Below are 13,681 nucleotides of genomic sequence, written 5' to 3' on the forward strand. Positions count from 1 at the left end.
CGATTCTCGAAGTACATCACGAACGGGCTGTCGAGACCCAGCGAAACTCCACCTCCGGGCGGCCGGGGGTCCCATAGCGCGCGCCGCGTTCGACGACGCCCGAATCTGCGAGGTGCTCCACGTATCGGCGGGCGGTCACCCGCGAGAGGTTCAACTGGGCCGCGATCTCCGAGGCCGAAAGGCCCTCCGAGGTGCGCAGCAGCGCGATCACGCGGTCGAGCGTCTCACCGGCCAGGCCCGTCGGCAACGTCTCGCGGCCGGGCGTCCGCAGGCTTGCGATGCCGCGGTCGATATCGCGCTGCGTCGTCGCGCCCGACGCCTCGTCGAAGCTGTGCCGAAACGCCAGATAGCCCTGCATCTTGTCGGCGAAGGCCCGAAAGGTGAAGGGTTTGATCAGATATTGCACGACCCCCAGCGAGACGGCCTGCCGCACGGTCTTTACGTCGCGCACGGCCGTGATGGCGATGACGTCGATCTCGAGCCCGGCGGCGCGGATGCGGCGGCACACGTCGAGCCCGTGCAGATCGGGCATGGTGAAGTCGAGCAGAACCAGATCGATGGATGCCGTGACGTGCGGGCTCTCAGCGGCGCTGTCGCGCAGCATCCGGATGGCCTCGGTGCCGCTCGTCGCCACCCCCGCCAGCTCGAACCCGTCGAGGCGGCGCACGTATTCGGCGTGCGCCTCGGCCGTGAGAGCCTCATCGTCGACGACGAGAACGCGAACGTCGGTCATGATTCCCTCCCCGTCTGCGCCGCGGAAACGGCGAGCGGCAACCGAACCTCGAAGGTCAGGCGATCGCCGTCGTCTTCCGGCAGAACCGCGATCGACCCGCCCGACCGCACGACGGCCTGCCGCACGAGCGCCAACCCGATCCCGCGCCCGAACCCCTTCTCGTCCTCCTTCGACGTCGTACCGCGTTCGAAGATCTGCGCCGTGTCGAGACCGGCGGCAGCCAACGGGCGCCCGCGCCCGCTGTCCGACACGCGCAGCACTCCATCGGCCGCCAGCTCGATCCGCACCCACGGCTTCTCGGGTCGGCACTGCTCCGTTGCCGTTGCCGTTGCCGTTGCCGTTGCCGTTGCCGTTTCCGTTTCCATGGTTGTGGGTGTCGATATCGATGTCGATGTCGTGGCCGCTGCAGATCCCGCGGCTGCCACGACCGACGCGGCCGCCGCATCCATGGCGTTGTCGATCAGATTGCCCACGATCGTCACCAGGTCATCGGGCGGCACGGCCACATCACCCGCGCCCTCCTCCCACTCGACCACGAGCCGGATGCCGCGCTCCGACGCCTGAGCGGCCTTCCCGAGCAGCAGTGCCTGCAGCACGGGGTTGGTGTCGCCCGCGATGAGGTCGTCGGCGAGCGCTTGCCCGCGGTCGAGCTGTTCGGCCGCGAAGTCGATGGCCTCGGCCGTGCGACCGAGCTCGAGCAGCGACACGACGGTGTGCAGGCGGTTCGAGTGTTCGTGGGTTTGTGAGCGCAACGCGTCGGTGGGGGTGCGGGCGGTCTCGAGTTCGCCCGCCAAACGCCGCAGGTCGGTGTGGTCGCGCAGCGTCGTCACGGTTCCGAGCGGTCGGCGCGCCGAGCGCGACCCGCCCGCGCTGTCCCAGGCGACCTCCTGGTTCACCACGAGCACGCGGTCGCGCGTCACGACGACCCGGTCGACGACCACCTCACCGGATCTCAGGATGGCGTTCAACTCGGCGGGCAGGTCGAGCGCACCGAGGAGTACGGCATCCGTGTCGCGGGGGCCCGCGCCCGGACGGCTCTCGTGCGGCAATCCGAGCAGTTCGGCGGCCTCGTCGTTGAACAACACGAGCCGTTTGGCCGGGTCGACCAAGAGCAGCCCCTCGTGCAGCGCGTGCAGCACGCCTTCGTAGTAGCCGAACATCCGCGCCATTTCTTCGGGCCCGCGCCCGCGCGTCACCCGGCGCAGATACCGCGACAGCAGCCAGGACGCCGCGGCGCCCGCCACGATCGTCAGCGCGGCAGCGCCCAGCACGATGGGCAGGCGCGATTGCAGGGCATCCGCCACCGACGCCACCGTGACGCCGGTCGACACGAGCCCCACGATCTGAGGAGACGTCACGGTCGCCCCATCCGACCCGCCGGTTTCGCTCGGGCCGGCCGGCAGCTCGGCATAGACGGGCGCCACCGACCGCACCGACGGCCCGAGCGTTCCCGCATACGTCTCCGAGAAGGTGCGCCCCTCGAGCGCGGGCCCGATCGTGCCGATGAAGGGGCGTCCGATCTCGCCGCGGTCCGGGTGCGTGTAGCGCGTGCGGTCGGGCGCCATGATGGTGATGAAATCGGTCGACGTGTCGCGCATGAGCTTCTCGGCATAAGGCTGCAGGGTCGCACTCGCAGACGCGGCCGCCGCAGCAGAAGCCGCAGCGGGCCCGGCCGCCGTCGATGCCTCGGCCAACGCATCCTGCACGAACGGGTTGTCGGCGATGGATGCCGCGACCGCCCGGGTGTGCGCGGCTGCATCCGCCTCGGCATCCGACCGCGCGTCGAGCCACAGCCACACCGAGACGACGGCCGATACGAGCACCACGAACACGAGCTGCAGCGCGAACAGCCGCGCCGAAATGCTCCAGCGTCGAAACAGGGATGTCATGGCCGCTCTCACTCCGTCGGAAAAGTCTGCTCGCTTCACGATAGAGCGCCCGTCCCCGACCCGCCCGTCGCGCGGCGAGAACAATATGAACACAACGTCTGAGACCGCGCCGGGCCGCCGCACACTGGGGACCAACGTGATCGCCGTCTACGAAGAAGTGACGGCGGAGGAGGAACTCTCATGGCAACGACGCATCGCATCCCCCCGCTCGGCCGCGGCCAGAAGCCGCGTAAACGGCTTGAGCGCTCGCACTACCTCTACATCTTCGTGATCGTGGCCGTCGCCGCGGGCATCACGGTCGGCCTCACGGCCCCGGATTTCGCCGTGGGCCTGAAACCCATCGGCGACGGTTTCGTGGCCCTGATCAAGATGATGATCGCACCCATCATCTTCTGCACCATCGTGCTCGGCGTCGGGTCGATCGCCAAGGCCGCGACGGTCGGCAAGGTCGGCGGGCTGGCGCTCGGCTACTTCATCATCATGTCGACGTTCGCGCTCGGCATCGGCATGGTCGTCGGCAACCTGATCCACCCGGGCGACACGCTCAACATCCAGGGCGCCAGCTACGACACCTCCGAGCTCAAATCCGAGTCGACCACCGACTTCATCCTCGGGGTCATCCCCACCACGCTCATCTCGTCGTTCACGTCGGGCAACATCCTGCAGGTGCTCTTCGTCGCGCTGCTCGTCGGGTTCGCGCTGCAGAAGATGGGCTCGAAGGGCGCTCCCATCCTCGACGCCATCCGCCAGATCCAGGCGCTCGTGTTCCGGGTGCTCGCCATGATCATGTGGGTGGCTCCCGTCGGCGCCTTCGGGGCCATCGCGGCCGTCGTCGGGGCCACGGGGGTGCAGGCGCTCATCGGTCTGGGCACGCTCATGATCGCGTTCTACATCACGTGCATCCTGTTCATCGTGATCGTCCTCGGCGGCATCCTCATGCTCGTCACGCGTGTCAACATCTTCCGCCTCATGAAATATCTGGGCCGCGAATATCTGCTGATCGTGTCGACCTCGTCGAGCGAGGTGGCGCTTCCGCGGCTGATCGCCAAGATGGAGCACGTGGGCGTGTCGAAGCCCGTCGTGGGCATCACGGTGCCGACCGGCTACTCGTTCAACCTCGACGGCACGGCCATCTACCTCACCATGGCGTCGCTGTTCATCGCCAACGCCATGGGAACCCCGCTGTCTCTCGGCGAGCAGATCTCGCTGCTGCTCTTCATGATGATCGCGTCGAAGGGCGCGGCGGGTGTCACGGGGGCCGGGCTCGCCACGCTGGCCGGCGGTCTGCAGGCGCACCGCCCCGATCTCGTGGATGGCGTGGGCGTCATCGTCGGCATCGACCGCTTCATGTCAGAGGCCCGCGCCCTGACCAACTTCACGGGGAACGCCGTGGCCACGATGCTGGTCGGCACGTGGACGCATCAGATCGACCGCGACCAGGTGCGCGAGGTGCTGGCCGGCCGCCGCCCCTTCGACGAGAACACCATGAGCGTCGACGACCACGCCGACCCGGGGGAGCGCGCCTCCATCGACCGCGTCGATTCGGACGGTGTGGATGCCGCGACGCCCGCTGCAGCCGAGACTCCCGTCCCCGCCGCGGCGAAGTCGTAACTTGCACATTGTGAAAGATTGCACACTGTGCAAAAATCGGATACGTGACACAACCCGGACTTCGTGAGACCAAGAAGCAACGAACCGCCGCGGCCATCGAGGCTGCGGCGGTTTCGCTCGTGCACGCCCACGGGTTCGACGCCGTCACGGTCGAGCAGATCGCCGAACGCGCCGACGTCACGCCGCGCACCTTCTTCAACTACTTCCGCAACAAGGACGACGCCTTCCTCGGCGTGCACCGCGAGCGCGAGCCGCTGCCCGAGGTCGACCTGGCCGACTACTCCGGGGTCGACACCCTGACGGTCGTCATCGACGTGTTCCGGCAGAAGCTGCGCGCGCTCGACCGCGACGGGGACGCCTCCATCCAGAGCGTCAACAAGAAGCGCCACGAGGTTCTGGCCCAGCATCCCGAGCTTCTGCAGCGCGAGTTCGAGAAGATGACCTCGCTCGAGCGCGACTTCACGTCGTTCGTCTCCGACGTCATGCGGCGCCAGGGGCACACCGAGGCCGAAATCGCACGCGACTCCTACACGATCCTCGCGATCATGGGCGCGTTCTTCCACCAATCGTTCCGAGCATGGGGCGAAGACCTGGGCGGCGAACCCCTCGCCGTCCACTTCGACAGAGCCGTCGAGAACACCACCAGAATCCTTCGAGACAGGGAAACAGCGTGACGAATCACGACAGTACGACGGCTCCGCCGCCCAAGAAAACCGACGCCGCCTCCGCGACCCCTCAGGTCAAGGTCATCCCGATCCTGATCGCCCTCATGGTCGCGATGTTCCTCTCATCGCTCGACCAGACCATCCTCGGCACCGCGCTCCCCACCATCGTGGGCGACCTCGACGGCGTCAACCACATGCTCTGGGTCGCGACCGCCTACATCCTGGGTGTCACGATCGTCATGCCCGTCTATGGCAAGCTCGGCGACCTCATCGGGCGCAAACCGCTCTTCATCGCGGCGCTCTCAATCTTCGTCGTGGGTTCGTTCGTGGGCGGCTTCGCCATGGACATGCCGTGGCTCATCGCGGGCCGGGCCATCCAGGGCATCGGCGGCGGCGGGCTCATGATCCTCGCCCAGGCGATCATCGCCGACGTCGTGCCGGCGCGAGACCGCGGAAAATATGGCGGCTTCATCGGCTCGGTCTTCGCCCTGTCGGCCGTCATCGGCCCGCTGCTCGGCGGTCTGTTCACCGATGTGCTCACGTGGCGCTGGGCGTTCTGGATCAACGTTCCGCTCGGCATCGCGGCCATCGTCACCGCCATGGTCTTCATCAAGCTGCCGAAGGTGCAGCGCGAGAAACCGCAGCTCGACATCCTGGGCACCATCTTCATCGCCATCGCCACCACGAGCCTCGTGCTCGTCACCTCGTGGGGCGGCACCGAGTACGACTGGGATTCGCCGCTCATCATCGGCCTCATCGTCTCGACCGTGCTGTTCGCGGGCCTGTTCATCTGGGCCGAGACGCGTGCGCCCGAGCCCATTATCCCGCTGCACCTGTTCCGCGACCGCAACTTCACGATCACGACCATCGCCGGCCTCATGATCGGCATCAGCATGTTCGGTGCGATCGGTTACATGCCCACGTTCCTGCAGGTGGTCAACTCGGTCAACGCCACACAGTCGGGTCTGCTGTTGCTGCCGATGCTCGGCGGCCTCATGCTGACGGCCATCGGTGGAGGTTTCCTCATCACCAAGACGGGCCGCTACAAGTGGATGCCGATCTCGGGTGCCGCGCTCGTGATGGTGGCGCTCGCGCTGTTCGCCACCATGACGGCCGACACCTCGCCGTGGCTGAGTGGCACCTACCTCGCCATCCTCGGCCTCGGCCTCGGCCTGTCGATGCAGGTGCTGGTGCTCATCGTGCAGAACTCGGTGCAGCACAAAGACCTCGGAACGGCCACCGCGGCGAACGCGTTCTTCCGCGAGATCGGTGCCACGTTCGGCTCGGCCATCGTGGGCAGCCTCTTCGTCTCGCGTCTGACCACGCAGCTCAGCGAACAGCTGCCGGCCGGTGCTCCCGTCGGAGACACCAACGGTCTCACCCCGGCGGCCATCAATGCGCTGCCCGGCCCCATCCACGACGCCGTTGCGGATGCCTACGCCAGCGCCCTGGGGCCGGTCTACCTGATCCTCGTGCCCCTCATGTTCGTCGCCTTCGTGCTGCTGTTCTTCGTCAAGGAGATCCCGCTCGCGACCACGGTTGCCGTGCCCGAGGGCCAGCCCGTCGAACCGGGTGCCGGCGCCCACCTGGCGGCCTCCGAAGCCCGCGGCAACGACACGGCCGACGGCAGGTCGACGGATGGAGCGGAGCAACTCTCGGGTTCGCGTCACGCAAACTCGTCCGACGACACCGTGTCCTCCGGCGGGTCGCAGCGCAACCCGTAGGTCGCTTCACCCGCAACACCCCTGATACGGCGAGGGTCGGATGCCTCAGCATCCGACCCTCGCCGTCGTCGTTCTCGCCCGCTACAGGTCGAGGCTCTCGTTGGGCTGCACCGCAAAGTATTCGCCGCCGCCCTGCTCGGTCGCCCACTTGAGGCGGTCGTTGCCCATGTCCTTGCCGGCCTTCGACAGCACCATCTCGTGCACGGGGAACGTGCGCTTCGGCTTCACGGCGAGCACATAGTCGATGGCCTCGCCGATCTTCAGCCACGGGGCACCGACGGGGGCGGCCAACAGGTCGACCTCGATGCCCTCGGGCACGTCGAGCGCATCGCCGCCGTAGAACAGCGTGTCGTTGACGAGCACGCCCACGTTGTCGATGACGGGGATGCTCGAGTGGATGACGGCGTGTTTGCCGCCGAAGAACCGCAGCCGGAACGGCCCCACCTCGACGGCGTCGCCCGCCTGCACCACGTTGATGGGCAGATCGGGGGCCGCCTGCGCGAGGCCCGCCGGTCCGAAGATCTGCACGTCGGGGTTCTTCGACACGATGCGCTCGATCTGCTCGGGCGTCCAGTGGTCGGGGTGCTCGTGCGTGATCACGATGGCCAAGGTGTTGGCCACCTCGGTCAGGGGAGTGGTGAACATGCCGGGGTCGACGAAGAGCTTCTTGTTGGTGTCTTCGAGCAGTAGTCCGGCGTGTTCCAGCTTGGTCAGTCTCATGCTTCGAGCTAACCCCTCCGCGCGGCCGTGAGCAAGCCTCGCCGACGCCTCCTCGCTCGATTTGCCCGGTGCCTCGAATCCGTGTCATAATCGTCAAGTTGCAAAAACGGCCCCATCGTTTAGCGGCCTAGGACGTCGCCCTCTCACGGCGGTAACGCGGGTTCAAATCCCGCTGGGGTCACGAGTGAATTTCATTCACGAAGCGCAGCATCAAAATCCCCCTCTTCGAGAAATCGTGGAGGGGGATTTTTTGTGCCCGAATTCGGGCAGATCCCAGGTTTCCGGCCATTGTTCGGCAGGTTACGGTCATGTTATTTCCGCGCGCCGAGCCCCGGAATGACAAACGTGGGAGCGCGATCTGTGTAAGCATGATCCCCAACCACAGCAAAGCGGCCGCGGTTGAACTGTGCCCGTGCCGCGCCTTGCCACCCCAGAAAGAGGTAGACGGATATGACATCCGCTTCACGCACCGGTCGCCGAATCGCAGCCGCCACAGCAGGCGTCGCGATTGCAGCGCTCACCCTCTCCGGCTGTGCCGGAGGATCCAGCAACAACTCGTCCGGCGGCTCCAAGTCGCTCACGATCGGCACCACCGACAAGGTCACCTCGCTCGACCCGGCCGGGTCGTACGACAACGGTTCGTTCGCCGTGCAGAACCAGGTGTTCCCGTTCCTCATGAACACCCCGTCGAACAGCCCCGACGTCGAACCCGACATCGCCGAGTCGGCCGAGTTCACCACCCCGACCGAATACACCGTGAAGCTCAAAGAGGGCCTCAAGTTCGCCAACGGCAACGAGCTCACCGCATCCGATGTGAAGTTCTCGTTCGACCGCCAGCTGAAGATCGCCGACGAGAACGGCCCGTCCTCGCTGCTCTACAACCTCGACAAGACCGAGGCGCCCGACGACCTCACCGTCGTGTTCACGCTGAAGAGCGAGAACGACCAGGTCTTCCCGCAGATCCTCTCGAGCCCCGCCGGCCCGATCGTCGACGAGGATGTCTTCTCGGCCGACGCTCTCACGCCCGACCAGGACATCGTGAAGGGTGAGGCGTTCGCCGGTCAGTACACGATCGCGAGCTATGACTTCAACAACCTGATCTCCTACAAGGCCAACCCCGACTACAAGGGTCTGCTCGAGAAGGCCAAGACCGAGACGGTCAACGTCAAGTACTACGCCGAGTCCTCCAACCTCAAGCTCGAGGTGCAGGAAGGCAACATCGACCTGGCCTACCGCAGCCTGTCGGCCACCGACGTCGACGACCTCAGCAAGAACAAGAACGTCAAGGTGCACACCGGCCCCGGCGGCGAGACCCGCTACATCGTCTTCAACTTCGACACGCAGCCGTTCGGTGGCACCACCGACGACGCCGACCCGGCCAAGGCTCTCGCCGTGCGCCAGGCCGTCGCCGACCTGGTCGACCGCGACGAACTCGCCGACGAGGTCTACAAGGGCACCTACACGCCGCTCTACTCCTTCGTTCCGGACGGCCTTACGGGTGCCACCACGGTTCTGAAGGACCTGTACGGCGACGGTGCGGGCAAGCCCGACCTCGACAAGGCCAAGAAGGTTCTGGCCGACGCCGGCATCACCGAGCCCGTCGAGCTCAACCTGCAGTACTCGAACGACCACTACGGTCCGTCCTCGGGCGACGAGTACGCGTTGATCAAGTCGCAGCTCGAAGAGTCCGGCCTGTTCAAGGTCAACCTGCAGACCACCGAGTGGGTGCAGTACTCGAAGGACCGCACGGCCGACGTCTACCCGCTCTACCAGCTGGGTTGGTTCCCGGACTACTCCGACGCCGACAACTACCTGACGCCGTTCTTCCTCACCGAGAACTTCCTCGCCAACCACTACAGCAACACCGAGGTCAACGACATGATCCTCAAGCAGGCCTCCACGCCTGATGCTGCCGAGCGCACGAAGCTCATCGAGGACATCCAGGCCGCCGTGGCCGCCGACCTGTCCACCCTGCCGCTGTTGCAGGGCGCCCAGGTCGCCGTGTCGGGCACCGACGTCGACGGCGTCACGCTCGACGCGTCGTTCAAGTTCCGTTACGCCCCGCTCAGCAAGGGCTAACACCCCCTGACGGTCGCTTCCCTCCGAGGGAGCGGCCGACGGGCCAGCCGGTCAGCCGGGGTCGATCGTTCACGCGGTCGGCCCCGGCTCCGGTCGGCCCGGGCACGTTTCACCGCATCACCGCATCACCGTTCCGCCGCTCCACCCGCTCACACCGTTGAGTGCGGCCCACGCCGCACAGAAGAAGGGTCCTCCTCCTGAGCTCCACACTCGCGGATGCCGCAGCCACACCGGCAGCGCCCGCACCACAGCCTTCGTCCCGGGCGAAGAAGCGTCGATCGGGCGGCCTCGGCCGCTACATCCTGGTCCGCTTCCTGCTCATCATTCCCACCGTCTTCATCCTCGTCACGCTCGTGTTCCTGCTCATGCGCACGACGGGCGACCCGATCACGGCGGCCCTCGGTGGCCGTCTCTCGGGTGCCCAGCTGCAGGAACGCATCGTCGCGGCCGGTTACGACCGCCCCGTCATCGTGCAGTACTTCGAATACCTCGGCCAGATCTTCACCGGCAACTTCGGCCAGACGATCAGCGACAACCGTCCGGTCATCGAGGTCGTGCTCACCTACGGCGCCGCCACCCTCGAGCTCGCGTTCTACGCGCTCATCGTGGCGTTCATCGTCGGCATCCCGCTCGGCATGGTCGCGGCCTACTTCCGCGACCGTTTCCCCGACGCCGTGCTGCGCATCCTCGCCATCCTGTTCTATGCCACGCCCGTGTTCTTCGCGGGTCTGCTCATGAAGCTCATCTTCTCGGTGCAGCTCAAGTGGTTGCCGGTGTCGGGCAGAGCGACCACGTCGTCCGAACTCGAGTTGCAGCTACTCGACGGCAAGACGGGCATCTACCTGATCGATGCCCTGCGCTCCGGCAACCCCGACGTCATCGGCGACGTCCTGGCGCACGCCATCCTGCCCGGCATCACGCTGGGTCTGCTCACGGCGGGCATCTTCCTGCGGCTCGTGCGCACCAACATGATCGGCACGCTCTCGACCGACTACGTGGATGCCGCGCGCTCACGGGGCGTCGGCGAGCTCCGGCTCGTGCGCAAACACGCCTACCGTCCGGCGCTCATCCCCATCATCACGGTCATCGGCCTGCAGATCGCCCTCCTCCTCGGCGGAGCGGTCCTCACCGAGACCACGTTCGAGTGGAAGGGTCTCGGCTTCCAGCTGGCCGAATACCTGCAGGCGCGTGACTTCGTGGCCGTGCAGGGAATCGTCGCCCTGCTCGCCGTGATCGTGGCGCTGACCAACTTCATCGTCGACGTCATCGCGGCGCTCATCGACCCGAGGGTGAGGTACTGACATGACCGTCACGACCCCGAAAACCGTTCCCGACGCGCCCGACCACAAGCGCAGCCTGCTGTCGCGGTTGCCCATCGTGCACCAGGTGCGTCAGAGCATGGGCATCCAGCGCTTCATGCTCGTGGCCGGCCTCGTCGTCACCGGGCTGTTCATTCTCACGGCCCTCCTCGCTCCCGTCATCGCGCCCTACGGCTATTCGCAGTTGCGCGGCGACGACGGAGCCTTCGGTTCGCAGCAGGCCCCGAGTGCCGACCACCTGTTCGGCACCACGGTCGGCGGCTACGACGTGCTGTCCCGCACCATCTGGGGCGCGCAGACGGCTCTGTCGGTCGTCATCGTCGCCGTCATCCTGTCGATCTTCGTCGGCGTGTTCCTCGGCCTCGTGTCGGGATACTTCGGCGGATGGCTCGACCGCGTGCTCGTCGTCGTGTGCGACGCCATCTACGCGTTCCCCACGCTGCTGCTCGCCATCGTCATGTCGATCGCCATCTCGGGCGGACAGTCGAGCCTCTGGGGTGGCGTCTTCGCGGCCGCCATCTCGATCACGGTCGTATTCATCCCGCAGTACTTCCGGGTGATCCGCGCCGAGACCGTGCGCATCAAATCCGAGGCGTATGTCGAGAGCGCAAAGGTGGTGGGTGCGAGCAACGCGCGCATCATCTTCCGCCACGTGCTCCGCAACGCCACGCGCACGCTGCCGCTCATCTTCACGCTCAACGCCTCCGAGGCGATCCTCACGCTCGCGGGCCTCGGCTTCCTGGGCTTCGGCATCGAGCCGACGTCGGCCGCCGAGTGGGGCTTCGACCTCAACAAGGCCATCGTCGACGTGTCGTCGGGTGTGTGGTGGACGGCTCTTCCCCCGGGCATCGCCATCGTCCTCGCGGTGCTCGGCGTCACGCTCGTGGGTGAGAGCCTGAACGACCTGGCCGACCCGCGTCTGCGTGGGCGACGACGTGTCGCCGCGGCATCCGGAACCGTTGCCGCCACCTCGGTCGTCCCGGGTGGCGCACAGACCGCCGGACCCGCGGGTCTCGGCGGCCTCGAATCGGGAGAAACATTCGGCGACGACGGAATCGAGACCAGGCCATGAGCGCAGTCACAACACCCGGGGCGGATGCCTCGACCACCCGTCCGGCCGCCGTGCTCACGATCGAGCAGCTCGACGTCTCGTTCTCGACCGACGCGGGAGCGGTCAAAGCCGTCGACCGCGTCAGCCTGAGCGTTGCCCCCGGCGAGGTCCTCGCCATCGTGGGCGAGTCCGGCAGCGGTAAGACCGTCACGGCGAAGACCATCCTCGGCCTCCTGCCCGAGACGGCGACGGCCGGGGGAGCGGTCATCCTCGCGCGCCGCGACGGCAGCGATTCGCACGACATCCTCTCGCTCGACCGCAAGGGTCTGCGCGAGGTGCGCGGCCGCGACGTTTCAATGGTCTTCCAGGAGCCGTCCACGTCGCTCAATCCCGTCTACACGGTCGGATGGCAGATCGCCGAGGGCATCCGCGCCCACAACAAGGTCTCGAAGAAAGAGGCTCGGCAGCAGGCCATCGAGATCCTCGGCAAGGTCGGCATCCCCGACCCGTCGACGCGCGTCGACTACTACCCGCACCAGTTCTCGGGCGGGCAGAAGCAGCGCGTCGTCATCGCCATGGCGCTCGTCCTGAACCCCGGCCTCATCGTCGCCGACGAGCCCACCACGGCGCTCGATGTCACCGTGCAGGCCGAGATCCTCGACCTCTTGCGCCGCTGCCGCGACGAGTTCGGCGCGGCCATCGTGCTCATCACCCACAACATGGGTGTCGTGGCCGACCTGGCCGACCGTGTCGCCGTCATGTATCAGGGCGAGCTGGTCGAAGAGGCGCCCGTGCGCGAGCTGTTCGCTGCGCCGAAGGCCGACTACACGCGCAAGCTGCTCGAGTCGGTGCCCCGCATCGGCCAGCGCGTGCACGGTTCGGCCGAGGAGCGCGCCAAGAAGGAATCGCTCGAGACGGCCGAAACGCTCGTCGAGGCATCCGGTCTGCGTATCGAATACCCCGGCCGCCTCGGCCGCGGCTCGTTCACGGCCGTCGACGGCGTCTCGTTCCAGATCCGCGCGGGCGAAGTGCTCGGCCTCGTGGGGGAGTCGGGCAGCGGAAAGACCACGATCGGTCGCGCCATCGCGGGGCTCACGCAGGTCACGGGCGGTTCGCTGACGGTGCTCGGCACGGAGATGAACGGTGTGAAGGAGCGTCACTTCAAGAAGACGCGCCAAGACATCGGCTTCGTGTTCCAAGACCCGGCGTCGAGCTTCAACCCGCTGCTCACGATCGCCGATTGCGTGGCCGAACCGCTGCGCATCCACCGGCGCTCGCTCGGCGAACGCGAGACGCGGAAGAAGGTCGGCGAACTGCTCGAGGCCGTGCAGCTGCCGAAGGCGTTCGGTGCCCGCTACCCGCACGAGCTCTCGGGTGGACAGCGTCAGCGCGCCAGCCTCGCCCGTGCGCTCGCGCTCGACCCGAAGCTGCTCATCGCCGACGAGCCCACCTCGGCGCTCGACGTGTCGGTGCAGGCGCGCGTGCTCGAACTCTTCGCCGAGATCCAGCGTGAGTTCGGTTTCGCGGCCCTGTTCATCTCGCACGACCTTGCCGTGGTCGACCTTCTGGCCGACCGCATCGGGGTGCTCTATCACGGCGAACTCGTCGAAGAGGGCACGAGCGAGCAGATCCTCACGGCGCCGCGCAACGACTACACGCGCACGCTGCTGGCGTCCCTGCCCGTGCCCGATCCCGACGCGCAGGCGGCCAAACGCACCCGCAACCGCTAGTCGCCTCGGGCGGCCGGTTGCACACAGACGGGGTGGATGCTCGAGCATCCACCCCGTCGTCGTCCCCGGGTCTATGCTTGACCCTTGCGAAGGGGAGTATCCCACTCACACCGTGATCGTCATCACGAACCGCATCTTCGCGGTTCCGGGCACGGGGCGC

General features: G+C 66.9%; 10 protein-coding genes and 1 tRNA gene. 8 read left to right on the top strand and 3 right to left on the bottom strand.

The window, feature by feature from the left end:
* Positions 1-16 precede the first annotated feature (16 nt).
* Complete coding sequence (locus ACUWEX_RS06250) at positions 17-733, bottom strand: response regulator (RefSeq protein ID WP_445997452.1); 717 nt, start codon at positions 731-733, stop codon at positions 17-19.
* Entirely contained in the window at positions 730-2,622 is a 1,893-nt protein-coding gene (locus ACUWEX_RS06255) for an ATP-binding protein (RefSeq protein ID WP_445997453.1), read from the bottom strand. The genes ACUWEX_RS06250 and ACUWEX_RS06255 overlap by 4 nt, the downstream gene beginning before the upstream one ends.
* A gap of 180 nt (positions 2,623-2,802) precedes the next feature.
* On the opposite strand from ACUWEX_RS06255, the gene ACUWEX_RS06260 reads away from it, so the two are divergent.
* The 3 genes from ACUWEX_RS06260 to ACUWEX_RS06270 are packed head-to-tail and all read left to right on the top strand — an operon-like array spanning position 2,803 to position 6,622.
* The gene (locus ACUWEX_RS06260; protein WP_445997454.1) at positions 2,803-4,233 is read left to right on the top strand and encodes a cation:dicarboxylate symporter family transporter; all 1,431 of its coding nucleotides are present in this window, start codon (positions 2,803-2,805) and stop codon (positions 4,231-4,233) included.
* A 44-nt stretch (positions 4,234-4,277) separates the two neighbouring features.
* Positions 4,278-4,907 carry a TetR/AcrR family transcriptional regulator gene (locus tag ACUWEX_RS06265; RefSeq protein WP_445997455.1) on the top strand — a complete coding sequence of 210 codons (630 nt, stop codon included), beginning with the start codon at positions 4,278-4,280 and terminating at the stop codon, positions 4,905-4,907.
* A complete protein-coding gene (locus ACUWEX_RS06270; protein WP_445997456.1) occupies positions 4,904-6,622 on the top strand; it encodes an MDR family MFS transporter in 1,719 nt (572 codons plus the stop codon). Before ACUWEX_RS06265 ends, ACUWEX_RS06270 begins: the two co-directional genes overlap by 4 nt.
* An 81-nt stretch (positions 6,623-6,703) precedes the next feature.
* On the opposite strand, the gene ACUWEX_RS06275 is transcribed toward ACUWEX_RS06270, so the two are convergent.
* Positions 6,704-7,342 (bottom strand): MBL fold metallo-hydrolase, encoded by a 639-nt coding sequence (locus ACUWEX_RS06275; protein WP_445997457.1) that lies wholly within the window; start codon positions 7,340-7,342, stop codon positions 6,704-6,706.
* 108 nt (positions 7,343-7,450) lie between these two features.
* On the opposite strand from ACUWEX_RS06275, the gene ACUWEX_RS06280 reads away from it, so the two are divergent.
* The 5 genes from ACUWEX_RS06280 (at position 7,451) to ACUWEX_RS06300 (ending at position 13,521) form a co-directional block, all read left to right on the top strand.
* A tRNA-Glu gene (locus tag ACUWEX_RS06280) sits at positions 7,451-7,523 on the top strand.
* A 269-nt stretch (positions 7,524-7,792) separates the two neighbouring features.
* Positions 7,793-9,421, top strand: a complete 1,629-nt coding sequence (locus ACUWEX_RS06285; protein ID WP_079727324.1) for an ABC transporter substrate-binding protein — start codon at positions 7,793-7,795, stop codon at positions 9,419-9,421.
* A 299-nt stretch (positions 9,422-9,720) separates the two neighbouring features.
* The gene (locus ACUWEX_RS06290) at positions 9,721-10,722 is read left to right on the top strand and encodes an ABC transporter permease (protein WP_445997611.1); all 1,002 of its coding nucleotides are present in this window, start codon (positions 9,721-9,723) and stop codon (positions 10,720-10,722) included.
* Between the two features lies 1 nt (position 10,723).
* A complete protein-coding gene (locus ACUWEX_RS06295) occupies positions 10,724-11,812 on the top strand; it encodes an ABC transporter permease (RefSeq protein ID WP_445997458.1) in 1,089 nt (362 codons plus the stop codon).
* Positions 11,809-13,521, top strand: a complete 1,713-nt coding sequence (locus ACUWEX_RS06300; RefSeq protein ID WP_079727326.1) for an ABC transporter ATP-binding protein — start codon at positions 11,809-11,811, stop codon at positions 13,519-13,521. Before ACUWEX_RS06295 ends, ACUWEX_RS06300 begins: the two co-directional genes overlap by 4 nt.
* Positions 13,522-13,681 lie beyond the last annotated feature (160 nt).

The sequence above is a fragment of the Okibacterium fritillariae genome (genome assembly GCF_052783725.1).

Excerpts from the sequence above, each read along its gene's own strand:
- ACUWEX_RS06295 (WP_445997458.1), top strand. The coding sequence starts at position 10,724 with ATGACCGTCACGACCCCGAAAACCGTTCCCGACGCGCCCGACCACAAG.
- ACUWEX_RS06300 (WP_079727326.1), top strand. The coding sequence starts at position 11,809 with ATGAGCGCAGTCACAACACCCGGGGCGGATGCCTCGACCACCCGTCCG.
- ACUWEX_RS06285 (WP_079727324.1), top strand. The coding sequence starts at position 7,793 with ATGACATCCGCTTCACGCACCGGTCGCCGAATCGCAGCCGCCACAGCA.
- ACUWEX_RS06250 (WP_445997452.1), bottom strand. The coding sequence starts at position 733 with ATGACCGACGTTCGCGTTCTCGTCGTCGACGATGAGGCTCTCACGGCC.
- ACUWEX_RS06260 (WP_445997454.1), top strand. The coding sequence starts at position 2,803 with ATGGCAACGACGCATCGCATCCCCCCGCTCGGCCGCGGCCAGAAGCCG.
- ACUWEX_RS06255 (WP_445997453.1), bottom strand. The coding sequence starts at position 2,622 with ATGACATCCCTGTTTCGACGCTGGAGCATTTCGGCGCGGCTGTTCGCG.
- ACUWEX_RS06275 (WP_445997457.1), bottom strand. The coding sequence starts at position 7,342 with ATGAGACTGACCAAGCTGGAACACGCCGGACTACTGCTCGAAGACACC.